This window comes from Flavobacterium ajazii (assembly GCF_010614725.1).
Taxonomy (GTDB): domain Bacteria; phylum Bacteroidota; class Bacteroidia; order Flavobacteriales; family Flavobacteriaceae; genus Flavobacterium; species Flavobacterium ajazii.
On the sequence record NZ_JAAEHL010000007.1, the window covers coordinates 55,129 to 78,975 of the forward strand.

The 23,847-nt window shown below is 31.3% G+C and carries 23 protein-coding genes; 6 read left to right on the forward strand and 17 right to left on the reverse strand.

The annotated features are described in order from the left end of the window. Positions 1-81 precede the first annotated feature (81 nt). The 3 genes from GWR14_RS13685 to GWR14_RS13695 form a co-directional block, all read right to left on the reverse strand. Positions 82-732 (reverse strand): hypothetical protein, encoded by a 651-nt coding sequence (locus GWR14_RS13685; RefSeq protein ID WP_163409645.1) that lies wholly within the window; start codon positions 730-732, stop codon positions 82-84. Beyond that, entirely contained in the window at positions 701-1,654 is a 954-nt protein-coding gene (locus GWR14_RS13690) for a hypothetical protein (RefSeq protein WP_163409646.1), read from the reverse strand. The genes GWR14_RS13685 and GWR14_RS13690 overlap by 32 nt, the downstream gene beginning before the upstream one ends. A gap of 121 nt (positions 1,655-1,775) precedes the next feature. Next, complete coding sequence (locus GWR14_RS13695; protein WP_163409647.1) at positions 1,776-2,225, reverse strand: hypothetical protein; 450 nt, start codon at positions 2,223-2,225, stop codon at positions 1,776-1,778. A gap of 187 nt (positions 2,226-2,412) precedes the next feature. On the opposite strand from GWR14_RS13695, the gene GWR14_RS13700 reads away from it, so the two are divergent. Next, complete coding sequence (locus GWR14_RS13700; protein ID WP_163409648.1) at positions 2,413-2,958, forward strand: DUF2911 domain-containing protein; 546 nt, start codon at positions 2,413-2,415, stop codon at positions 2,956-2,958. Between the two features lie 68 nt (positions 2,959-3,026). Here the strand turns inward: GWR14_RS13700 and GWR14_RS13705 are convergent, their stop codons facing one another. The 3 genes from GWR14_RS13705 to GWR14_RS13715 all read right to left on the reverse strand — a co-directional run bounded on the left by GWR14_RS13705 (position 3,027) and on the right by GWR14_RS13715 (position 8,870). After that, positions 3,027-4,781 (reverse strand): TonB-dependent receptor, encoded by a 1,755-nt coding sequence (locus GWR14_RS13705; protein WP_163409649.1) that lies wholly within the window; start codon positions 4,779-4,781, stop codon positions 3,027-3,029. Between the two features lie 123 nt (positions 4,782-4,904). Next, the gene (locus GWR14_RS13710; RefSeq protein ID WP_163409650.1) at positions 4,905-5,768 is read right to left on the reverse strand and encodes a PhzF family phenazine biosynthesis protein; all 864 of its coding nucleotides are present in this window, start codon (positions 5,766-5,768) and stop codon (positions 4,905-4,907) included. Positions 5,769-5,855: 87 nt separating this feature from the next. Continuing rightward, positions 5,856-8,870: a tetratricopeptide repeat protein gene (locus tag GWR14_RS13715; RefSeq protein WP_163409651.1), complete on the reverse strand. Its 3,015-nt coding sequence runs from the start codon at positions 8,868-8,870 to the stop codon at positions 5,856-5,858. Between the two features lie 287 nt (positions 8,871-9,157). Between GWR14_RS13715 and GWR14_RS13720 the strand changes: the two genes are divergently transcribed. Next, on the forward strand, positions 9,158-9,841 hold the full coding sequence (locus GWR14_RS13720; RefSeq protein WP_163409652.1) for a cell division ATP-binding protein FtsE: 684 nt from the start codon (positions 9,158-9,160) through the stop codon (positions 9,839-9,841). 6 nt (positions 9,842-9,847) lie between these two features. On the opposite strand, the gene GWR14_RS13725 is transcribed toward GWR14_RS13720, so the two are convergent. Beyond that, positions 9,848-10,669, reverse strand: a complete 822-nt coding sequence (locus GWR14_RS13725; protein ID WP_187356533.1) for a 2OG-Fe(II) oxygenase — start codon at positions 10,667-10,669, stop codon at positions 9,848-9,850. Positions 10,670-10,721: 52 nt separating this feature from the next. Between GWR14_RS13725 and GWR14_RS13730 the strand changes: the two genes are divergently transcribed. Next, on the forward strand, positions 10,722-11,600 hold the full coding sequence (locus GWR14_RS13730) for a glycosyltransferase family 2 protein (protein ID WP_163409653.1): 879 nt from the start codon (positions 10,722-10,724) through the stop codon (positions 11,598-11,600). Positions 11,601-11,605: 5 nt separating this feature from the next. Beyond that, the gene (locus tag GWR14_RS13735; RefSeq protein WP_163409654.1) at positions 11,606-12,532 is read left to right on the forward strand and encodes a glycosyltransferase family 2 protein; all 927 of its coding nucleotides are present in this window, start codon (positions 11,606-11,608) and stop codon (positions 12,530-12,532) included. On the opposite strand, the gene GWR14_RS13740 is transcribed toward GWR14_RS13735, so the two are convergent. Together GWR14_RS13740 and GWR14_RS13745 are read right to left on the reverse strand one after the other, a co-directional pair. Then, positions 12,518-12,922, reverse strand: a complete 405-nt coding sequence (locus GWR14_RS13740; protein ID WP_163409655.1) for a sugar 3,4-ketoisomerase — start codon at positions 12,920-12,922, stop codon at positions 12,518-12,520. The two genes, GWR14_RS13735 and GWR14_RS13740, sit on opposite strands and share 15 nt — an antisense overlap. After that, a complete protein-coding gene (locus GWR14_RS13745) occupies positions 12,915-13,760 on the reverse strand; it encodes a glycosyltransferase family 2 protein (protein WP_163409656.1) in 846 nt (281 codons plus the stop codon). Before GWR14_RS13745 ends, GWR14_RS13740 begins: the two co-directional genes overlap by 8 nt. Positions 13,761-13,804: 44 nt before the next feature. On the opposite strand from GWR14_RS13745, the gene GWR14_RS13750 reads away from it, so the two are divergent. Continuing rightward, the gene (locus GWR14_RS13750) at positions 13,805-14,947 is read left to right on the forward strand and encodes a glycosyltransferase (RefSeq protein ID WP_163409657.1); all 1,143 of its coding nucleotides are present in this window, start codon (positions 13,805-13,807) and stop codon (positions 14,945-14,947) included. A 3-nt stretch (positions 14,948-14,950) separates the two neighbouring features. Here GWR14_RS13750 and GWR14_RS13755 read toward each other — a convergent pair whose 3' ends face one another. The 8 genes from GWR14_RS13755 to GWR14_RS13790 form a co-directional block, all read right to left on the reverse strand. Next, the gene (locus GWR14_RS13755; RefSeq protein ID WP_163409658.1) at positions 14,951-16,432 is read right to left on the reverse strand and encodes an alkaline phosphatase family protein; all 1,482 of its coding nucleotides are present in this window, start codon (positions 16,430-16,432) and stop codon (positions 14,951-14,953) included. 1 nt (position 16,433) lies between these two features. After that, complete coding sequence (locus GWR14_RS13760) at positions 16,434-17,837, reverse strand: class I SAM-dependent methyltransferase (protein ID WP_246236322.1); 1,404 nt, start codon at positions 17,835-17,837, stop codon at positions 16,434-16,436. Next, a complete protein-coding gene (locus tag GWR14_RS13765) occupies positions 17,809-17,991 on the reverse strand; it encodes a hypothetical protein (protein WP_163409659.1) in 183 nt (60 codons plus the stop codon). Before GWR14_RS13765 ends, GWR14_RS13760 begins: the two co-directional genes overlap by 29 nt. Before the next feature lie 87 nt (positions 17,992-18,078). Beyond that, the gene (locus GWR14_RS13770; RefSeq protein WP_246236323.1) at positions 18,079-19,353 is read right to left on the reverse strand and encodes an O-antigen translocase; all 1,275 of its coding nucleotides are present in this window, start codon (positions 19,351-19,353) and stop codon (positions 18,079-18,081) included. A gap of 1 nt (position 19,354) precedes the next feature. After that, entirely contained in the window at positions 19,355-20,458 is a 1,104-nt protein-coding gene (locus GWR14_RS13775) for a DegT/DnrJ/EryC1/StrS family aminotransferase (protein ID WP_163409660.1), read from the reverse strand. A gap of 5 nt (positions 20,459-20,463) precedes the next feature. After that, positions 20,464-21,417 (reverse strand): FemAB family protein, encoded by a 954-nt coding sequence (locus GWR14_RS13780; protein ID WP_163409661.1) that lies wholly within the window; start codon positions 21,415-21,417, stop codon positions 20,464-20,466. After that, positions 21,417-22,019 carry a trimeric intracellular cation channel family protein gene (locus tag GWR14_RS13785; protein ID WP_163409662.1) on the reverse strand — a complete coding sequence of 201 codons (603 nt, stop codon included), beginning with the start codon at positions 22,017-22,019 and terminating at the stop codon, positions 21,417-21,419. The genes GWR14_RS13780 and GWR14_RS13785 overlap by 1 nt, the downstream gene beginning before the upstream one ends. A gap of 68 nt (positions 22,020-22,087) precedes the next feature. Next, positions 22,088-22,834 (reverse strand): RDD family protein, encoded by a 747-nt coding sequence (locus tag GWR14_RS13790; RefSeq protein WP_163409663.1) that lies wholly within the window; start codon positions 22,832-22,834, stop codon positions 22,088-22,090. Positions 22,835-22,854: 20 nt separating this feature from the next. Between GWR14_RS13790 and GWR14_RS13795 the strand changes: the two genes are divergently transcribed. Then, entirely contained in the window at positions 22,855-23,820 is a 966-nt protein-coding gene (locus GWR14_RS13795; protein WP_163409664.1) for a stage II sporulation protein M, read from the forward strand. Positions 23,821-23,847: the final 27 nt, after the last annotated feature.

Here is a 23,847-nt window from a genome sequence, read left to right on the forward strand (position 1 = left end):
AATAAATAACCTTTACAAAAATGACATACTTATTGATATTTAATTTTGTAAAAATTTTCATGCAGCATTGATTATCTTAAATTAATCTTCAAAAGTAATTTTAGAAGAAATATAATTAGGCATTTTTGCTACCGCCAATTGCAATTTAGATTGATTTAGTTTTTTTGCATTCTCATCTTTCAAATTATAATTATAATTTCCAAATAAATAATACATTAAAACTCTATTATAATCATCTAATTCATTGTCGCTAATCATATCCAGTAAACTTGCCTCAACAGCTTGTGGATTTACACTTTCAGATAGTGCGCGTCCAACTCTGTTTATACTTGAATAATAATGATTTTTTGACGGATTGTCGATACGTAATGATATTCCTAAAATCAAATCCAGGACATTTATGTCTAAAACTTCTATTTCTTTAATATAAGTACTTCTGGCACCTTGAGCATAACTTCCGTCACTTACTCTGTCAAAACGATCGTTCATTATATTAAGGTGAGAGCGAAGAAAAATTTCCCATTTTATAGTTTCTGCAGAGAGCATTGCAATATTTAATGCATGAATTCGCGGACTGCTATCCATACTGCATCCTCCAATAACCCTTCTGTTTCTCTTTAATTCAAGCTCATCTGATTTGCTAATATAGCGACCCACATAATCTTCAAATTCATCATCAGACGATTTTGTCACTTTTGCTTCATCTAATGCCTCTTTTAAGAAGTATATCAAAGTTTTTATCGGCAATTCTTAATGAGTCTAATCGTCTAAACTTTAAAGATTCCCATTTGTCTAAATTCTTCTGGAAATCATCAAATTCCTTTTCAGCGAGTTCCTTTTTGACAATATCCTCTTTATTTTTTTTCTTTGACTTTTTATCAAAAGCCATTTCATCAAAACCATACATAAAAGAAAGTTTCTCATCACTAAAACCTGGTTTCTTTAAAGCTTTATTAATGTAATCTTCAAACTTTTTAGCTTTTGTAGGCAAAGTATCCAAATAACGAACTCCAGAATCTTTTGCGTTATCATGAAATACCTGTGCAGTTGTATCGACCAAACAATCCGAATATTGAATTAATCTTGCATATTTATCTGAAATAGGTTTTGATTGAAATTCTTCGGTAAAATAAAATGCTTGTACTGTTTCTTTTGAATAACTGGTTTTATCATGAAACACAAAAAGCCACTTTCCTTTGAAACTATTTTTATAAGCATCAACATTCTTTTTGTTTTCAGTAATTGATTCTTCATTATTCCCTTTTCCTAAGGATAAACTTGAAAATTCAACTCTTTCATCGTTTTTATGATTAGTGTAAGTGGATTTTATAATAATCAGATCTTCCTTAAAATCGGCTTTGGGATATTTTGCTTTTAATTCAGAATAAGAAATACCTTTTTCTAAATCTTTTTTAGCTTTTACAGCATCTGATTTTTCTAATTCTACATAATTCGCTTTGGCCTGACTAAAGGCAAAAAATGTTTTATTGAATTCGCACACTTTAAACTTCAAATTCAATGAATCAACAATATGTTTAAGTTTATTGACTGAGTTTTCAGAATAAATCAAACCATTATCATAAACCTTAAATTCAGTATTCTGAGCAGATAAATTCAGGCTCATCAAAATCAAAAAAGCAAAAAGTTTTCTCATAATTTTAGTTTTTGGTTAAATATTCAACATTTTAAATTACTGACTATTTTAACAATTAAAACGAAAATTTGACCAAGGAATTACTTCATTATTCAAGATATTATTAACAAATTATTTTTGCTTAATTAATTTCTTCAATTGTATAATGTGTCTTATTAATTTCAAACTGAAAACCAACCTTATTGCCCATTAAATGATTTCCCAAAGGAGATTGCGGGGAAAGCGCAATAACATTTATTCCGTCAATTGCAATTTTGGGAAGTGCTACACTTACATACAAATAGATTCCGTTGGCTTTTACTAAACTTCCTGCAATGATATTTTCAGTATTTTTTGAAGCATCGATTTTATCTAAAATTGCTTTTTGAGCTATCGCTTCTTTCAGTTTATTGGTTAGTTTTTCCTGTTCAATATGCATCATTGATAAAGCTGTTTCATGTTTATCACCGGCAGAACCTTTTGCATCGTTTTTAGAATCTTCTGTTAATCCAGAAATCATGTCTTTAAAAACATCAATTCGGTCCTGAACCATTTGTGAGTAATGAGAATGTATTTTTTGTTTGAAAGTCATTTTTTAAAGATACTGAGGTTCTAAGTCACAAAGATGCAAAGGTTTTTTACAGCCGCAAAACATGTCCCGTTTATTTTTCGACTGTCGACTATACTAATCTTCTTCTGTATAGAAAAATTAACACGATGTTTTTTATTTTTCGACAAACAATCTATAATTTTAACACTCATTAATTTTAACTATCAATATGAAAAAATCAACAATTATCACGACGATTGCTTTTGCATTCACAATGCTTTTATCATCGAATATGAATGCTCAAAAGTTTCCAGATTTAGACAAAAGTCCAATGGATGCGGCATCTTATCCAAATGACTATAAAGTAAGTGCTAAAATTGCTAAAATCACTTACAGCAGACCTCAGTTAAAAGGCCGCAGTATAAGTGAATTAGCACCTTTTGGAAAAGTATGGAGAACCGGGGCAAACGAAGCTGCAGAAATAACTTTCTACAAAGATGTAAAGTTAGGTGACAGCAAAATTAAAGCAGGAACATACACCTTCTTCACGATTCCTGAAAAAGACTCTTACACTGTTATCATTAGCAAAGACTTGAACGTTTGGGGATCTTATACTTATAAAGAAACTAACGATGTTGCCAGACTAAAAGTACCTGTAACTGAAGCAGCAGATTCTTTGGAAGCTTTTTCAATGGTTTTCACAAAAGCAGACAAAGGAATTGTTTTAAACTTAGGCTGGGATAAAGTAAGAGTGGCGGTTCCTTTTACGGAATAACGACATTTTAAAATCAAAAAAAATAGCTTCCTGATTTTGGAAGCTATTTTTTTATAATTGAATTCTCTTTAAAAATCGAATTTGTAATTCGCACCGCCTAACACCTGAAATCCTTGTACCGGATAATTCAGCCACTTTTCATAATTCTGGTTTCCAATGTTGTTTAATTTCAGGAAGAAAGTCAAACGCTCACTAAATTTATATCCCAAATGTGCATTGGCATCGAAATAACTTTTTAGGGTAATGAGACCATTAATAGTCGAACTTAACAGATCATTCTGCATGTCTTTACGCTCTCCCACATAAAAAACATTTAAACCTGCATACCATTGTTTGGTAATATTTACATCCAGATTAGAACTTAATTTCATAGATGGTAAATTCCAAGCCTCTACTGCTACGTCGGTTTTGTAACTATTGAAAGTTCCGTTGATTCCAAAAGTTACATTTTCAGAGAAATCAGCTTTTAATTCTCCATAAAAACGAAATGTTCTTACATCTTCATAAACAACTCCGAATGAGTTTCCGTAAGCATAATTTTCGTTTGAAAAATCTTCTGTATAATCATTGCTCTTAAACAGTCCTTTATTTTTTTCATTTAAATAAGAACCTGTCAGATTATAACTCACGTTGTTAGCCAGTTTCCCTTTTAAACCAGCGAAAACAGTATATTGATTATTGGTGGGTGTCATTGCCAAAGTAGGCGACACAAATGGATTTTCGCTAACAAAATCTGCGTATGAATTTTGCTTTAATTCACCGTTAACTCCTGTGTAAAAAATCATCAGATCACCAACTAATTTATACGAAGCATTTACTTTTGGATAGATAAAAAATTTATTTCCGCTATTTTCTGAATCTAAACCATAAAATAACCCGGCACCTAATTCAAGCGTCCACTCATTTTCGTGAATTACAAAACTTGGCTCGATTCCAAAATTAGTAAGACTGTATTTTAAAGGTTCTCCAAAATTCTGAAAATAATTATTTTCAAAACTTCCGCTCACATGGTCTACAATAATATTTGTATTGATAGCCTGATCCATCACATCAACTTTGAAAGTTGGTTTCAGGTAAAAACGATTTTCTGAAGAAGAAAAACTATCCGAAAAATGAGTAAATTTTGTTGCCACTTTACTAAAGACACTTTCAGTAAATTCAAGATTTCCTCCCAACGAAATAGTATTATAAGTATGTCCGGGATTTATTTTATTTATTAAATCGATACGATCCTGCGGAAGTAAATCTGATCCAAAATTTTCAGGAAGTCCATACCAATTGTAAATTTGATTTTGATATCCTAATTCTACATTCCATGACATATCTCTGAAATTTTGTCCATAACCTACATTTAATGCCGTATCATAAAATTCATCATTCAGAAGCACATCTTTGATTCCGCCTTGTGATGAATGATGGCGTAACATTGCAGATACAAAATCATCATTTCCTAAATCCTGATTTACAAACAATTCAGCATTCAGGGTACTGTAATTTCCAATTCCCACAGTAGCATAATTATTATACAAACGTTCCTGTTTTGATTTTTCTACACCCTGGGCTTTCCCTTTTGAAGGTGTAAACGTTGAAGCTACGGGAACTGATAAAATACTGTATTTAATGGTTTCTTTTGGCTGATTCCCTTCATCATCAAGCGAAGGAGTTTCTTTCACTTTAAACGCATCTGATATTGTTGGCGAATATGGCTTTACTACGTTTACCGTTTCAGTTCCAATATTTTCATTTTTCTTTTGAGAAAACGAAAGCTGAAAAACAAACAGTAATGCTAGAATTATGGTTTTATTCTGGAAATTAATCTTCATATTTTATTTTTTTGAGAGCATAGAGAAAAGAATATAGACTTTTGCCTAAATCCCGCCCCCTTTCAAACTCTTTTGTTTTCTATTTAAATCTATATTCTATTCTCTTAATTCTATTTTCTTAAACTAAGCTTCCCATTCCCCTTTAGCTATAAATTGTGCCTTTCCTCCTATTTTTATATCAAAATCATTTTCTGTTAATTTTCCTTTGAAATAAATTTGAGAAGGACGGCCGATATAATCTCCCTGATGATTTATCATTTCAATTTCCGGCGAATGATACTTTAAAAGAAACGCCTGCAAACAAGTACTTGCGCTTCCTGTCGCAGCATCCTCTAACAATTGATTGTGTTCAATGTACAGCATTCTGCTTATAATTTTTGAATCTTCTATACAGTAAAAATATAAACCTCTGTGACTGGTTTTACAATTTCTTTTCAGCCATTCATCTGTTTTATCTTTATCTAAAACCAAATTTTCTAAAGCTCTTTTACTATTTAAAGGCACTATCACAAAAGCACTTCCCGTAGAAACTTCCTGAATCAGATATTGATTCTCAAAATCACTGACTTTTAAATTACTGAACGAAGTAAAATCCTCTTTCGAAAAAACATCCCAAAATCTCGGCTGCGCCGCTTTCAGCCAAATTAAATCTTCTTCCTTATGAATGGCAATTGGTCCAATTGGAACATTCAGCTTAATTTCATTGGGCGAATTGTCAAAGATTTTATTCATTAAAACCCATGAAGTTCCAATTATCGGATGTCCTGCAAACTGCATTTCGTGAGCCGGTGTAAAGATTCTGACATCAGCACTATTGCTTTTGAAATCGAAATTTGTAATAAAAGTGCTTTCTGCAAAATTTATCTCTCTTGCTATGATTTGCATTTCTTCTGAACTCAGATTTCCGGCGTCTAAAAAAACAGCCAACTGATTTCCGGCATATTTTTTATCTGTAAAAACATCAACTATATAAAAAGGTAAACTCATAACTTGTAAAATGTGATTTGTGAGATGTAAAATGTAATTTTCTTTATGTTCCTTTTACAGACAACATCTTACTTTTTACTTATAAAACTATTTTGTAATTGACGAATTGGTTTTAGACTCTTCCAATTTGATTGCGCTTAATTCTCTCTTAGCTTCTTCAACCACATCCGGATAATCTGTAAAATTGTTGATTACGTTATCCAAAATATAAGTCGCCTGGTAACTGTCTTTTAAGCCGTAGAAATTTTTTGCCATTAGAACCAATCCCTTCGCACCGTAATATTTATAACCCGAATAATTTTTAGCAAGTTTTTGAACCGCAGCATTCGAAGCATCAAATTTTCCTTCTTTGGTTTTAAAATAAGCATCATAATACAAAGCTTCTGCTGCCAGTTCTCCTTTTGATGTTGCCGATAATTTAGCATAAGCCGTTTTAGCTTTCTCTTCGTCGCCGGTTTGCATGGCTGCACGTGCTACAATAATTTGTGCATCAGATTTTACATTAGCATCTGCTTTTGCATTTTGTAACACCTTATCGGCAAATACAACAGAATTGGTGTGATCTTTTTTATCGTAATAACATTTCATCAAATTTGCCTGAGCAAAGTTTTTATTTTGAGGATAATCAGCTTCGTTTTCTAAGCGAACTAAAACCGGAATTGCTTTATCGCAATCTTTAGCTTTTAAGTAAATCTGAGCCAGTCTGTTTAAAGCCTGCTCTGTAAATTCGCTTCTTGGCTGAGCAATTACATATTGATAATTTGATACTGATTTAGTTTCTGAACCTTCTGCATAAAGCAATTGTGCCAGATAAAAATTTGCTTCCAATGAATGTAATCCCGATGAAAATTTACTTACATAACCTGTAAAACCTGTAATGGCCTGCTTACTATTGTTTTGGCTGTATTGTTTGAAAGCAGCATCATAAGTATCATTGTCTAATTCTGCATCTGTAACCGAAACAAAATCCAGAGTTCTTACCCATGTTGCATATTCGTCCACTTTTCCTGAGTCAACATAAATTAATCTGGCTGTAGAAACTGCTTCAAGAGCTTCGGGAGTTTTTGGGAATTCGGCTGCTACTTTTTTAAATTTCGTCAAAGCCTGTTCATCACGATCTGAATTGTAATAAATCAAACCTTGTCTCAGAATTGATTTTGATGTAAAAGAACCATTTTTATATTCTGAAATTAACTGATCGTATGTTTTAATAGCCTGTTCATTCTTTTTATCAGCGACATAAGTATTAGCCAATTCGAATAAAACATCATCACGATATTCTGATTTCTTATACATCTGAAGAAAATTATTCAACTCGTCAATTTTCTTATCGTTTCTGGACATGAACCCATATGAAATCGCTTTTTGAAATTGCGCATAATCAGCATCAACTCCTTTGGCACTGATTGCTTTTCCGTAAGCTTCCATTGCCTGCGCATACTTTGAAGTTACAAAACGACAATCCCCCAAACGCAGATATGAATCGTTTAATCGTACTTTATCAGCCGGAGCATTATCAATTTGAGCCTGAAATGAATTTCCTGCCTGATCGTATTCTTTCAGTTTAAAATAAGTATACCCAATATTGTAATTAATGTTTTTATATTCATCTGTAGCTTTGGCTGATGACAAGCCTGCAAATTGTTTGTAGCTCAATAATGCATTTTGGAAATCGTCTGTCACATATTCAGATTCTGCTTTCCAGAAAGTTGCACGAGCTGTAAAATCAGGATTTTTTTGTTCTTTGATCGCTCCGTTAAACATTTTTAGCGCTTCAGAATAATTTGATTCATTATATAATTCTAAACCTCTGTAAAAAAGTACTTTTTGATAGGCTAACTTATTTTCAGGAGTTCTGTTTTTCTCCAGTAAAACCAAAGCTTCTTTATAATTTTTAGAAGAAATATAAGAGTCAACTAATAATTTCTCCACTTCTGAACGGCTTGAATTATTTGGATATTTTTTCAAGAAATCAAGCAAAATCCCCGGAACAGTCTGGTAAGCATTCCCTATTTCGTAACTCAGTTTCGCATAATTCAAAGCTGCATCTTCCTGAATCTGTGCATTAAAATCCATTTCGGAAGCATTTTTAAAAGCATTTAAAGCTTCTTGTTTTTTACCTGTGTTCAGGTAGGCCAAACCTAAATGATAATAAGCATTCTGCGCTACGAAATCTTTTCCTTCGATAATTTTATTGAATTGAGAAATTGCTTTTTCGTAGTCTTTTTGCTCGTAATAAGCATAGCCTAACTGATAGAAATCGGTATTATTCCATTTACCTTTCTTGCCTTCATATTTTTCTAAAAACGGAATCGCTTTACCATATTGTTTCAAATTGAAATAACTTTCTCCGATAATTTTATTTAACTCAGACTTTTCAATTGCATTCGACTGCGCCATGGCCGCCTGTCCCAAATCAATCGCTTTTTGAAAATTCCCCAGTTTAAAATTCATATCTGCCTGAAAGTACGACAGCTTTTCTTTGTATTTTTCTTCACCAGAAACCTCATCAAAATACTTGGTTGCTTCTTTATAATCATCTCCTTCATAAGCCATAAAACCCAGGTAATATTTAGCCTGAGAGCCATATTCAGGAGAGTTTGCTACTTTGTTAAAATACGCTGTAGCTTCTTTTTTCTTTTTGGCATTAAAGTAACTGTACCCTTTTTGAAAATTAAATTTATCCAAATCAGATTTACTCATATAACTTTCGTCGACTTTATCAAACCATTGCAATGCTTTTGGATAATTTGCCTGTTCGAAGAAAAAATGGGCTACCTCAATATACGCCTGGTTTTGTTTCGTACTCGTTGGATAATCAGACACAAATTTCTCCATTAATTCATCGGCATTCGACTGATTGGTCCTTATGGCACAATTTGCAATGTAATAAGCACAATCCGACTGAACTTCCTCAGTAGTTTCGGTATTTTTTACAGCTTCGAAAATGTGTTTGGCCGATGCATATTGCTTGTCGTTATATAAAGCCAGTGCTTTGTCAAAATCTTTTAAATCGTAAGTATAAATTGCCGATTTTTGTGCCGACATGCTTGCCGAAACAAGAAGAATCTGAAGAAAAAAGAACCTGGAAATTTTACGCATTTTAGTTATATTTAGTATTCAAATGTATCATTTTATACCGTTTATAACGAAACGTTTTAAGCTTTTATTATGAACAAAAGTTTCAACTTTTCTAAATTTCAAGCTTTATAAAACCCAAAATACTGATTTTAACTTTCCCAAACAGATTAATTTCTAAGAAGATAGTTTAACGATATAAACAAATTACGAATATGACTTCTGACTAAAATTTTTCTCTTCAAATGATCAAAATTTATTTTGAATCCAAGCGTTAACTTATTACTTTTACCATTCAAATCAATTTTATTATGTCAGAAACCGTACTATCTCTTAAAGATGTCACTATATTTCAGGAAGGAAGAAAAATTTTATCACATATCAATTTAGACGTTGAACATGGCGAATTTATCTATATCATTGGAAAAACCGGTACCGGAAAAAGTAGTTTCATGAAAACTTTGTATGGTGATTTGCCTCTTTTGGAAGGTGAAGGACATATTGTAGAATTTGATTTGGTTGCTTTAAAAGAAAGTCAGATTCCGTATTTGAGACGTAAAATCGGAATTGTATTTCAGGATTTTAAATTACTTCCGGACAGAACTGTACAAGACAATATGCTGTTTGTTCTTAAAGCAACCGGATGGGTTGAAAAAGAAGCTATGCAGCATAAAATTGATGAAGTTCTGGATAAAGTTGGGATGAAAGATTTCCTGAACAAAATGCCGCATCAGCTTTCAGGTGGTGAGCAGCAGCGCGTTGCAATTGCAAGAGCTCTATTAAACGATCCTGAATTCATCCTGGCCGATGAACCAACCGGAAACCTTGATCCTCAGACAAGTTCTGAAGTTTTAGAAGTTTTGAAAAAAATCAACGCTAACGGAAAAACGGTTATCATGGCTACCCACGATTACGCTTTGTTAATGAAATTCCCTTCTAAAACACTTAAATGCGAGGATCAAAGAATTTTTGAGGTTGTACAACGAAGTGTATAATCTGATTTATTTTTTGTAAACGTGTGGGTTTTCTTTAATCCCTTTTTTGAAAATTTTTCTAATACTCATCCTTAAAAAAGTATCCATTTTAAGGATTACATCGGTAAATTTATGTTCAGGTCTTCCTCTAAAAGAAGTCACATGAAATGTATCTGTTGCTAAAACCGGTGTTTTTGAAAAGTAGTAATTCGAAATACAGCATCTAAACCCTTCATATACAACAGGTGAAACCGAATGCAGCGATTTATTATGCGTAACCATTACAGCCAGTCTGTTAAATTTACTATGAATTGTAAGCTGCTGTTTTTGTAATCCATTTGGCCATAATTCGAGATTACCGCCGTATTCTTCTTTCCAGCGGGGAGTTACATAATATAATAAATTCAATACACGCCAGCGTTCACGGTCTTTATCGTGTGAATTATCCAGATGCGGATTCAGGAATTGTTTGTCTCCCATCATAGAAAGACCTCCTGCATAAAGAAATTCATCCGGAATAGGATCTTTGATTTGACAAATTTCACCTATCAAGTCTACAATTCTGCGATCCTGAAAAGCATAAATAATCTCCTCTAAAACAGGATTATATAAATTCATTTGAACTGCAACAAATTTATCTTCTTTAATGCTTTTTTTCAGAACCATCTGATCCTGTTTAGGAAAAATTCTATATAACTCTGTTGCTATTTCCTCAGGCAGCAAATCATCCAGAAAAAAATAACCTATTGCTTCTTTTGATTCTGCGAACTGTTTTGAAAGATGAACTTTTTCATCATTAACCTTTTTATAAATAATTTCAGCAAGCTCAATCCTATTTATAAATTCCATATTTTTGAATGTTTTTTTACTTTACAAATATATCACTAAATAGTTTCCTTTAATGCTTTCTATCCTTATTCCTACCTATAATTACAATGTTTATAATCTTGTTTTAGAATTGCACAAGCAATGCACGGAAAGTGGAATTGAATTTGAAATTGTATGTCTTGATGATGCTTCTGTTTATTATTCTGCTGAAAATCAAAAAATAAAAGAATTAGCAAATTGCCATTATTTGGTTAATGATATAAATTCAGGTCGTACTTTCACACGAAATAAACTAGCCGAAAAAGCATTATACAAATGGCTTTTATTTTTAGATGCAGATGTAATTCCAGTAAATTCAAATTTTATCAATAATTACATTTCATTTCTAAATAACAAATTTCAGGTCGTTGTAGGAGGATATTCCTATCAGGAGATAAAATCTGAGCCAGAAATTATATTTAGGCATAAATACGGAAAAGACAGAGAAGAAAAAGTAGCTTCAAAAAGAAACTTAACCCCATACAATTACATCTTTTCTGGCAACATATTAATCTGGAAGGAAACCTTTAAACTAACAAATTATGCCTCAGAAAATGCATTTTATGGTATGGATAATTTCTTTGCATATCAGCTTTTCCTTAACAAAATTAAAGTAATTCATATTGAAAATCCTATTTATCATTTAGGATTGGAAACGAACCAGATATTCTTCGAAAAAAGTCTCAAATCCGTTGAAATGAGGAAAGAGTTTTTGATTGATTGCGATCAAATCGAAAAAATTAATCCATTAATAAAAAACTACAAAAAAATAAAAAGATATCATTTATTACCAATTGCAATATTTTTTTTTAAAATTTCCGAACCTTTTTTAAAAAGAAGAATATTAAATAAAAATCCAAACTTATTCTGTTTTGATATTTACCGATTGGGATACATTTGCACATTAAAATAATCTTTATGTCACACTTTTCGATAATTATTCCTTTATATAACAAAGAAAATTTTATTGAAAACACCTTAAAAAGTGTCCTCAATCAAAATTTTACAGATTTTGAAGTGATAATTATTAATGATGGTTCAACTGATTCAAGTGAAGAAAAAGTTCTCCAATTTAATGATTCAAGAATTAAATATCATCGCAAAAAAAATGGTGGTGTTTCTTCGGCAAGAAACTATGGTATAGAAAAAGCTAAATCCGACTATATTACGTTTATAGATGCTGATGATTATTGGTATCCCGACTTTTTAGACGAAATGTTTAAGAATATTAATGCCTGTCCGGAACTAAAAGTTTTTTCGACCGCAATCGAAATTGAAACTTCTAAGAGTGTGATACCCGCCAATTATTCCATAAAAAAAACAGGTAATTTTGAGGTTGTGAACTATTTTAAAGCCAGTTCAAAAAGAACAGTGCTTTGTTCTTCCTCTGCCGTTTTTCATAAAACCGTTTTTGAATATACTGGTTCATTTGACACAAAAATAAAAAGCGGTGAAGATACCGATTTATGGATTAGAATTGGATTAGCCTATCCGATTCACTTCTCTTGGAAAATACTTACACGTTATGTATATGATCAAAATAGTCTTTCCAAAAAACACAAAATCACAATTGATTCTTTTAATTTTTCTAATTATCAATTGTTGGAAAAAACAAACCCTGAATTAAAAAAATTCCTTGATCTGAATCGTTTTTCATTGGCAATAAAATCAAAATTAATTAGTGATAAAGAAAACTTTAATAAACTTTATAATCAAATAGACTTAAATACATTACCACTAAAAAAAAGATTGTTACTCAGACTACCCGCTTTTTTGCTTACCTACCTAATTAGCTTAAAAACAATTTTGGCCAATTCAGGATTAGGAAGTTCAGTCTTTAAATGACATAAATTCATCAAAATCCCGAATATAATCATCTTCATCAAAAACTGCTGAAGCCAGAACTAAACAAACAGAACCTGAAGAGAAATTATGCAGTTCTCTCCAAACACCTGTAGGTATCAAAAGGCCTATATTAGGCCTATTTAAGGTAATAACAACTTGTTCATCGCCTTTTTTCAATATCACATCAAAACTACCGCTTAAAGAAATCAAAAGTTGTTTAAGATTCTTATGGGCATGTCCACCTCTTTCTGCTCCACTAGGAACATCATATAAATAATATACTCTTTTAATTTCAAAAGGAACAACATCTTTTTCTATTACAGAAAGATTTCCCCTTGGATCTTCAATTTTTGGAAGATTTATGAGTTCAAAAAAAGGTAATTTATTCATAACGTGAATCTAATTTTTTATTTAAAATTAATTTATAATCATATATTCCTGATAGACCAACCCCAAACTTTCTTTTTATTTCAGATATAGACAGTTTATACTTTCTGAGCAAAAAAAACATATACTTAAGCAAAAATAAATATGCGACAACACCATGACTCTTATAATATCCAGCCATTCTTGCGTAAATCACACGATCAGAAGCAGCATCATCACTAGAAGAAAAGGCTTCATGTATAACAATCGAAAGAGGATAAAAAATCACCCTTAATCTTTTATGCCGAATGTTCTTTAGAAAAAAAAATGTTTCCGAATCCTTAAATTTACTCCCTAATCCAAAAAATTCATTAAAAAAACACTCCCTCTTTTTTAAATCCTCAACTTTACAGCTAAGTTCAATAGACAGTACCTTTCTGATTTTTGTATTATTCAATTCCTTTTGATATTTTGGATAATTACTATATAAACATCCCCCTTTTGTAATTGTCTGAAAACATATAGCGGTTGCATTTTCATTCAGATTATGGGCTTTTATTATATTTTCCTGAAAATTTTCTAAAAAAACCACATCATCATCAGCAATCAATACAACCTTACCTCTTGCATTTTTAATCCCTAAATTTCTGCTTTTTGAAAGTCCTTTTTCAAATGAATTAATAACCCGGACAGATGGGTAGTCAGACACTAAAATTCTATTTTCTTGTGTTTGGTTAATAATCAGAATCGAAAAATTAGAAAAATGGGCAAAAGTAAACACTGGAATTAGAAAATCTAATGAGTTTCTATTCATAGTCGAAACTATTATTTCTAAATCTTCATTTGTATATTTTTCTTCCAATTTGTTGCTACATTTGCGCAAATATATATAAAACGATTATGTAAATGAAAATACTTTTAGTTGGTGAATACAGCAGGTTACATAATTCATTAAAAGAAGCCTTAATTACATTAGGCCATGATGTTGTTATCATTGCTACCGGAGATAATTTTAAAAAATATGACGTAGATTATTCATTGTACCCAAGTTTTTTTTGCGACTTTTGGTTCATTAGAAAAATTAAAAATCTTATCTATTTAATCGCTAAAACAGATTTAGAAAGCCTTGAAAAAGGGATTCGCTTTTACTTTTTTCTTTCGAAATTAAAAGATTACGATGTTGTACAATTAATTAATTCCAATGCTATAGAAACATACCCTGTTTTTTCTCGGTTTTTATTAAAAAAACTATTCCGGCAGAACAAAAAAACATTTCTTTTAGTATGTGGTGAAGAAACTCCAATAGTCGAATATCTTTTAAAAAATGAAATGAGATATTCAATTCTCAGCCCTCTATTTACTAACCAAAAACTCAAAGAAAAATACGGCTATACCTTAAAATACATTCAAAAAAACTATCAAAAAACTTTTGATTTCATTAAAACAAAAACTACTGCAATAATCACTTCTGATCTGGATTACAAAATACCAATGGAAGAAATGGGATATAACATACAATTTATCCCTAATCCTATTAATATAGATAAAATTGTATCCACCCCTTTAACAATTTCGAACAAAATAATCATTTTTTTGGGAATAAATGAAAGCAGTTCTATTAAAAAAGGAGTTCTATTTTTTGAAAAAGCACTGGAAATTATTCAGGAAAAATACCCTGATAAAATTGAAGTTATTACAACAAAAAGTATCCCATACAATCAATACATTAAACTCTACAATAAAGCTCATATACTATTAGATCAGGTTTATGGCTACGACCAGGGTTACAATGCACTGGAAGCCATGTCAAAAGGAAAAGTCGTATTTACCGGAGCCGAAACAGAATTTATGGAACACTATAATTTAAACGAAAGAGTTTGCATCAATGCTCTTCCTGACGTCAATTCCATCGTTAAAGAACTTTCTTTTTTAATTGAAAATCCTGACGAAATAATTGCTATTGGAAAAAGAGCGCGAATATTCATTGAACAAGAACACAATTATATAAAAATTGCTGAACGATATTTAAATACTTGGAAAAAGTATTAAATATCACTTCATACTATTCAAAAATGCCGAACTTCCATTTTCGTCAATTGCTTTATAAACTTTAGAAAAATCCGATGAATCATAACAGTTATAACTTGTATTAGGCTGCAGATTTTTCAGCAATTGTTTATTCTCACTCAAATATGAAAATAGAACTCTAAAGAGATTTACCGGAGTTTTTAACTGCCTGTCAAATTCAGCATGTTTACCATCATTCCATTTAATAGCCAATTTGGCTCCAAAAATAGAATACAAAAGTTTTGGGTCTGTAATCCGGTCCTGAGCTTGCAATGTATAATCAAAACCAACAAATCCTCCATGGTCTGCTCCTATAATTATTATTGAATTTGGGTCGTTTTTTCTAATGTAAGAAACCATTATCTTCAACCAATCATTGGCCTTTTTTATTTTTTTTATATATTCTTTACGCTCTTTCTCAGCCCCTAAATTTCCTTTCTTATAAACACCTATGTGTCCCGGTTTAAACTTCTCAATAAAGAAAAAATTATTGGTCTTTTTATTCCTTTCAATTTGATTTTTTATGTCTTCATAAATCGGTTTGTAAATTTCCCATCCATCTTTATAAATGGGAATTTCATCGCATTTAAAATTACAATAATCATAAAATACATTTGGTCTATTCGACAACAGATAAGCTCTTTCGGTTATAAAGAATGTCTTATAATTGTTACTCTTAAAAATTTTCAAAACTGGATTTTCTCCAACTATGTAATCTCTTGCGTACTCAAAATTAGAAAACTCATTTGAAAAATGATGTTTCATATAAAAGCAGGAAGAATTCGAAAACAATGTTGATTCATAATTACTTCTGTAGTCATTATACAAAGTAAATTTCTCCTCTTTAAGCCAATTATCAAACATAGAATTATCGTGTCTATAAAGAGGTCCCTTTAAATTTATATCATTCGCATATCCATCAGGCTGAATATAATAAATATTAGGATTTCTCCTGAATTTACACATTAAAATATTATCTGGTTGATTTTGCCATTCTGTTGAATTAGTCAAATTTAATCCAACAATTTTTACCAACTTATAGACTGGAATTGCTGACATCAAAAAAAGAAAAAAAGCCAGATGTTTATTTTTTTTTATTTTAAATGCCAAAACAATGAAACTCAAAAATAAAAACAAACCTATTTTTTTATATGAGCCCAATACATTTGAAACTCCAAATAAATAAAAAGACAGCAGCAGCAACATCAAAATTGTAATGAATTGCGGTATAAAACCATCCCATTTAAACTTCTGAAGTATTTTATTTAAAACAAAAATTGTGGTAATGGAAATTAAAATATAATAAAAAGTATAAAAAAATAAGTGTTCCCAGGAATTAACTGAATCAAAATTATTAGAAAAATGAAATGCTAAAGCATAAAAACCAACACTAAACCCCGATAAAACAGGGTAAGGATTGGAGGTGTTCAAAAAAACATTTAATTTTTGTCTAATATCTAATTTCATTTTAACGGCGTTTCAGACTATATAGAATTCGTTCAGAAGATGTAATTCTTTCCTTTTTTACAATTTCAAAATAAACAGCAAATTCTTTTTCAAAATTTTCTTCATTATAAAAATCAAAATGATTTTTGAATTCTCTTTTACTGTCCAGTAAAAACTGAACCCAGGAATCAGCTCTTGTCGGGAATTCAATCAAAAGGTTAGAGGCCATTTTAGAGAAAAACTGAGCCGAAAGTGAAAACGGGATATTGCCTGATAGTGTAATATGATGAATAACAGCCAAAGCCAAACAGCCATCAAGATTTAACTCTTTTACTCTGTCGATAAAAGAGAAACGTTCTTCATTATTAAAACCATAATTAGCTGTCGGATTCAATACATCTGCTACAAGAGGCAATATGTTTTTTTCTTTATTTTTTAATACCTTCCTGTAATTTTGCTGTACGGCATTGGGATCAACATCTGCTACAATTAAAAAATCGGCTTCGTTTTTTAATTCTCTTGAAAACGTGCCATCATTACCTCCTATATCAATCAAGGATTTCCCTTTTATGGACAAAAACCAATCTTTGACAAATTCTTTCTTGAATTGGTAAGCGACATCATTATAATTGATTTGGTTGTAATAATGATCCCATTCTGTTTTTTCATTAACTGACAAATTCAGAATATAATTATACAATCCATCAATTAGTTTTATCTGAGAAGCTTTCGATAAATTGTTGTTTACTGTTTTTTTATCTGATTCGTATTTCTTGTCATATTTCGCCAATAAATGAATATTGGTTAATAACATTGGACTAAAATAACTTTTTAAAGGCAATAACTGAGAGAGTTTTTGTAACGAAAGACCTTCAAGATTCTGAGACAACATTTTTAAATGCTCCTGACCAAAGTATTTTGCCAACACTAAAGGCCCTAAAAAATGCATTATAAACTGTTTATAGGCTCGCCATGGATTATTTTCTTTATAAAAATCAAAAGACAGCGTATCTATAAAAACAGGTTTTCCTTCATGAAAAGTAATATTAAAAGCAGATGCGTCTTTTAAAGTAAAATTATTTTCCAGAGACAGCTTTTGGATTTTCAAAGTCAGCAAAGCCGCATGCTTATATTGCAAAAAACTCCATTCATAAGGATAATTGACAAAAGGAATTTTTGAAGCTTCAACAATGATTTCTGAATCTGATTTTGAAATTTCGTGATGTTGTACCAAATACTTTTTATCAAACAGCTTTTGAAAAAAACCGCCAGACATCAAAGCACTATATTGCTTGAAGTAAACAGGATTAATAACCCTTTTTATTTTATTGTCCTCCAAGAAAACATAGCCTGAAGGATCACGAAAAGAGGACGTATTTCTGTTTGAATCCATATTATTACTGCTCTTCCCTATCCTTGGACTCATCCATAAAATCTTCTTCTTCTTTATTTTTTATACCAAAAATGGATCTAATTTTTGCCAGAACCGTTCTGTAAAAAAGTAGAATACCTGCGACAGCTGCCGCAAAAAACTGAACAATTAAGGCTCCCGTTCCGGGATCAAAATATAATGAAATCATTTTTTTTTAATTTTCTCAAAACTAGGCATTTTTTTAGCGAATTCAAATGAGTAATCGAAAAATTGATTTTTGATTTTTAATCTTTAATCAAAACAGACTCTTCCTAAAATAAACTACCAAAACCAGTAAATAAATCAAATTATCCAGTACCTGTGCAATTAAAACACCCTGAATTCCTATAATTGAAATTAAATAAACACTTAAAAAATACAATACCGCAAGTGATGCTATTTCAGAGACAATAAAGGCCTTAGTCATTTTTTTCGCAAAAAACTGATACCCTAAAATTAAAAAGGCCACTTTTAAAATATCCCCGGTCAACTGCCAAAAAAACATTGATGCTACCGGCAGAAATTCTTTAGTAAAAAGTAATTGCACTATAAAAAAACGCAGTACATAAATCAAAGAAAGACCAACAATAAACAGAGGCAAAATACTTTTGTAATAATCCCAAAAAACCTTTTTTGTCTCTTCCCTGCTTTTGGCCCCAGACAACTTAGGCAAAAAATACACCGATAAAATAGTACTTACAAACAGCATATAATAAGAAGAAATTCGGGTCATCGTTTCCCAATAACCAGCTTGTTCAATCCCAACCTCGGCAATAACATTTTTCCGGATTGCCAATAAAACCAGCGGTCCAAACACTGAGGAAATTAACGCCATTAAAGAATAAGAAGAAAGATTTTTTATAATTTTAAAATCAAAATTTCTCAAATGAATAATTTTAAAAAAAGAAATCTCTCTATTTACGAAATAAAAACTCAAAAAAAATAATAAAGCCGGCATAGTCACTATAGTAACTAAAGCACCTAAGGTTTTGTAATTTACTACCAAAACCAAGGTCATCAATAATCCAATAAAATTGCCACAAATAGTAATCCAAATTACTTTCTTGAATTGTCCCAAACCATTAATTACAGATACAAAAAACAATGAAACGCTATACCAGGGCAATGTCATTGCCAATACTTTAAAAACAAAAGAATATTGAAAATGAATTCCAAAAATTTTAGTATTCCAGTAGGCTGCAAAGAAAAATAAAATCCCGCTCAAGACAAGAGCCAACAAAAAAAGACCAATAAAAACAGTCGCAATTATTTTCTGAAGCTGGGTCTTATTATTGCCTGTCTCTGCCACATATTTCACAATACCATTCAAAAAACCCAAGGTAGAAATACTTTCCAGTGATGTCATAAAATTCCTTAAGTTCCCAACCAAAGCCATACCGCCAGGACCAACAAAAACAGCTAAAATTTTGGAGGTTACAAGCCCTATTCCAACTTTCAACAAAACACTTAAACTGTTTAAAGAAGAAATTTTAAACAATTGCGTATTAATGATTTTTTTAATGAAACTCAATTTAATATTTATTTAAAACATCAATAATAAAGCTAACCTCATCGTTGGTCAAAATTGGACTCATAGGAAGACTTAAAACCTCGTTATGTATTTTTTCGGTAATTGGAAAAGACAAATTATTCCATTCTGAAAATGCTTTTTGCTTATGTATTGGAATGGGGTAATGAATCATTGTCTGAATTTCATTCTCTAACAAATAGTGTTGTAAATAATCTCTGTTTTCAGTTCGAACGACAAATAAATGGAATACATGATTTTCAGAGAAGTCCCAAAAAGGCAATGTTATTTTATGATTTTTTATTTCAGTCAAATAACGTCTGGCTACTTCACGGCGTTTTTCGTTATCGTTATTTAAATTTGGTAATTTGACGTTCAAAAAAGCTGCCTGTAATTCGTCTAATCTTGAATTTACGCCAACAAATTCGTTATGGTATTTTTTTTCAGAACCATAATTTCTAAGTGAAAAAAGTATTTTTGCCAACTCAGGGTCATTTGTGGTAATCGCCCCTCCATCACCCAAAGCACCTAAATTTTTACCGGGATAAAAACTAAAAGCTTTAACTTTAGGTTGATGGCTGGTGGTTTGTGGTTGGTAGTCTTGAGTCGCACCATGTGATTGCGCTGCATCTTCGATAACCAATAAATTATTTTGATAAGCTATTTCATCAATTTGATTCATTTCTGCCAATTGACCATAAAGATGAACTACCAAAACAGCTTTCGTTTTAGAAGTTATTTTTTCTGAAATCAAATCGGGATTGATATTGTAAGTTTCCAATTTTGGCTCAGCTAAAACCGGAACTAAACCTGCTTGTAAAATAGCCAAGACACTGGCAATGTATGTATTTGCAGGAACAATAACTTCGTCTCCTTTCTGAAGTTTTCCTAATTTAATGTATCCCTTAAAAATCAAAACCAGAGCATCAAAACCGTTTCCGACTCCAATACAATAATCCGAATTACAATAGGCTGCAAAAGCCTTTTCAAACACCTCAGTTTCTTTTCCTAAAATATACCAGCCATTTTCTAAAACTAATTTCAATTTATTTTGAAAAGCGGTTTCGTAAGGCTCGTTAATTTTTTTTAGATCAAGGAATTTTATCATTTTTTTTATATAGTAATTTTTAAAAAATCCTGGTTATAAACAGAACATCCTAACTCCTCTTTTTGTTTTAAAAGTCCGGGGTTATATCCTTTTTCATTAGCATCGCCAACAATTCCCATGTCAAAAAAAAGCTTTCCTTCCTGCTTGTATTTTCTTATCAGATTAATAAATAGAAAATCCAAAGCTCTTATCTCTTCTCCTTTTTTCGTTGTCGCTCCATATTGCGATTTCACAATTGTTTCTGTTTCAAAAATTGTTATTCCTGCAACAATTTCATGATCATAATAAACTGAAAATTGTTTAATATTTTCAGAAAAATTGTTTTTCAATCTTGTAATCTCTTCTTTTGTATGAACCGGTTTTGCTTTATGTTTTTCTGCAAGCCTTGGTATCAAAACTTCTTCCCAAAACACATCAAATCTTTGTTCTTCAACTATTTCCAAAGGAAGATTTTCAATTCTTCTGAAATGTTTTAATTTACTCCTGGAAATATCCAAAGGAATCATCAGATTTACCGCCAGATTCATTTCTTTTCTTTCCAAGACAGCTCCTTTTTTAAATAAAAAGAAATCTATTTCCTGATTTCCATTAAAAGTATAAAAACCTGGAATAGGTTTATAATAAAAAAAACTAACTGAATTTTCTTTTAGAAAAAAAAGTACTTCATCTAAAACAGACGCAACATTTTCTCCCTTTAATTTTGAAGAAAAAACCAACCCTCCATAAGTCAGTCCCTGATGAGAATAAACAGTGTCTTCAACTCTGTTTGCCGGTAAAACCGCAACTAATTTTTTATCTTCAAAAATCATTAAAGAATAATCTTCAAAACGATCCTGATGATATTCCATAAAATCACGATGAAACAAAAACGTAGCATTTTTAGCCTGAGTAATAAAGTCATTCCAGATTTTAAAATCAGTTTTGTCGTATTTTTTTACGGTGTATTTATTCGATTCCATTATTTATAATCAAAAGCGGGCAAATACCATTTGAATTTTACAGCCATTAATCTCACTGTAATAATGACAACAGATGTTGTTAAATATAAAACATCCTTATTTAAATCTAATTCGCGTAAAACAAAAAATACAATTCCGCCAAAAATACAAATAGTAGCATAAATTTCTTTTCTGAAAATGGTTGGGATTTCTGTACACAAAATGTCACGAATTACACCTCCAAAACAGGCTGTCATGGTTCCTAAAGCAACACAAATTACAGGATGCAGCCCTGTCATGATTCCTTTTTCCAAACCGATTAAAGTAAAGACTCCTAGTCCAATTGTATCAAATAAAAACAATGAAGTACGAAGTTTATCAAATTTTTTCCTGAAAAGAATTGCCAATATAAACCCTAAAATAATTACATACACATATTGTAAATCCTGCATCCATACAACCGGGGTTCTTCCAATCAGGACATCACGCAGTGTTCCGCCACCTACTGCTGTAACAAAAGCAATGATAAAAACACCAAACGGATCCAGTCTTTTATGCATGGCTGTTAAAGCACCCGACATAGCAAACGCCATTGTACCGATAATATCTAAAAAATGGAACATTATTGTAAGATTCTGAGATTAAAAAAAATATTGAATTTGAAATTGTTATTAACATTGTAATTTCCAATCTACATATTCTGCGTATAAAAATTATAATCTTTCAAAACAGTACGGATAAAACCGGCAGGATCTCCAATTGACTGATTTTTGATTCCGGTGACGCTTTCAATTTTATAAACCAGCTTATAAATGATTTCGTAATCATTTTTGGCTTCGGCTTTTAAAAATGTTTCCTTTATGATTCGCATATCATTATCTGATAATTTTATGACTAAAGGATATGTTGGCACATAACTTTCCTCTATTTCTTCTAAAATTGTATGACTGATATCAATCTTATTTTTTAGGGTAATTACTGAAGTTCCTGCTACCATATCACCTAACCGCTGCCCTTTTTTACTTGAAACAACAGTAATTAAGGCTATAATTCCGTTAAGGATAGAAATATCAATTAACCGAAAAAACCATCGCATGAGATAATCTCCAAAACCTGCCTGGTAACCATCTATTTTTACGACTTTTATTTTCACTAATTTTTTCCCTATTGTCTGTCCTTCAAAAATACTTTCTAATGTTAAGGAATAAATTAAAACCGGAAAATAAAATACAAGAATAATTGTCATTACTGACCATTGATCTAAATTTTGAAACAAAAGATCCAGATTGAGCCAATAGAAAAAAATCAGGTAAATCACTATTCCATAGGCTATTTTGATGATCAAATCCAGAAAGTATGCTCCTATTCGCTCACCTGCAGAAGCGGCTATAAAATTTATTTTAACATTTTGTGTTGTGTTTATAGATAATTCTGACATATTTTATATTTTAGCCCTCAATGAGAGAAGTTGCATTCATAAAACAAAATAAAGAAAAATGGCTGGAATTTGAACTGGCTATTTTGGGTAAAGCTAAAAAAAATCCTGATGAGTTAGCTAATTTATACATTCAAATGATGAATGACCTGTCGTATGCGCAAACATATTACCCCAAAAGTAAAACCGTGATTTACTTAAATCACCTTGCATCACAGATTTATCAAAAGATTTACAAAACAAAACGGGCAGAAAAAAACAGGTTTCTGGAATTCTTCAAAACCGAAGTACCTCTGTTGGTTTACGAATACAAAAGATATTTATTGTATGCCTTTGTCTTGTTTTTTGTAACTGTTGCAATGGGTGTAATTTCTGCCAGATTTGATCAGGACTTTGTTCGTTTAATTTTAGGCGATGGCTATGTCAATATGACTTTGGAAAACATCAAAAAAGGAAACCCAATGGCTGTTTATGGTTCCGGAAGCAACTGGGGCAGTTTTGTTGGCATTACTATGAATAACCTGTATGTAGGCGCAAGATGCTACATTTGGGGACTTTTCGCAGGTATAGGTACCTTGTACATTTCCCTCCAAAACGGTATCATGCTGGGAGCCTTTCAATACTTCTTTTACGAACAGAATGTTTTTTGGAAAAGTGTCCGCGGAATCTGGATTCACGGCTCTATGGAAATTTTTGCCATTGTAATCGAAACGGCTGCCGGATTTATTTTAGGAGCTTCTATTTTGTTCCCTAAAACTTTTTCAAGGGTAAATTCTTTAAAAATAGGTTTTAAAAACAGTTTTAAAATATTCCTGAGCACCTTTCCGTTTACAATTAGTGCCGGATTTCTTGAAGGTTTTATTACCCGCTACTCTATCGATATGCCTAACTGGCTGAGCAGTTTTATCATCCTTTTTACATTGAGTGTTATCTCTTTTTATTATCTGGTTTATCCTTTTATTGTTCACAAAAAAATACAACAGCCTTAAACCAAATCGAATTAACCATAACCAATA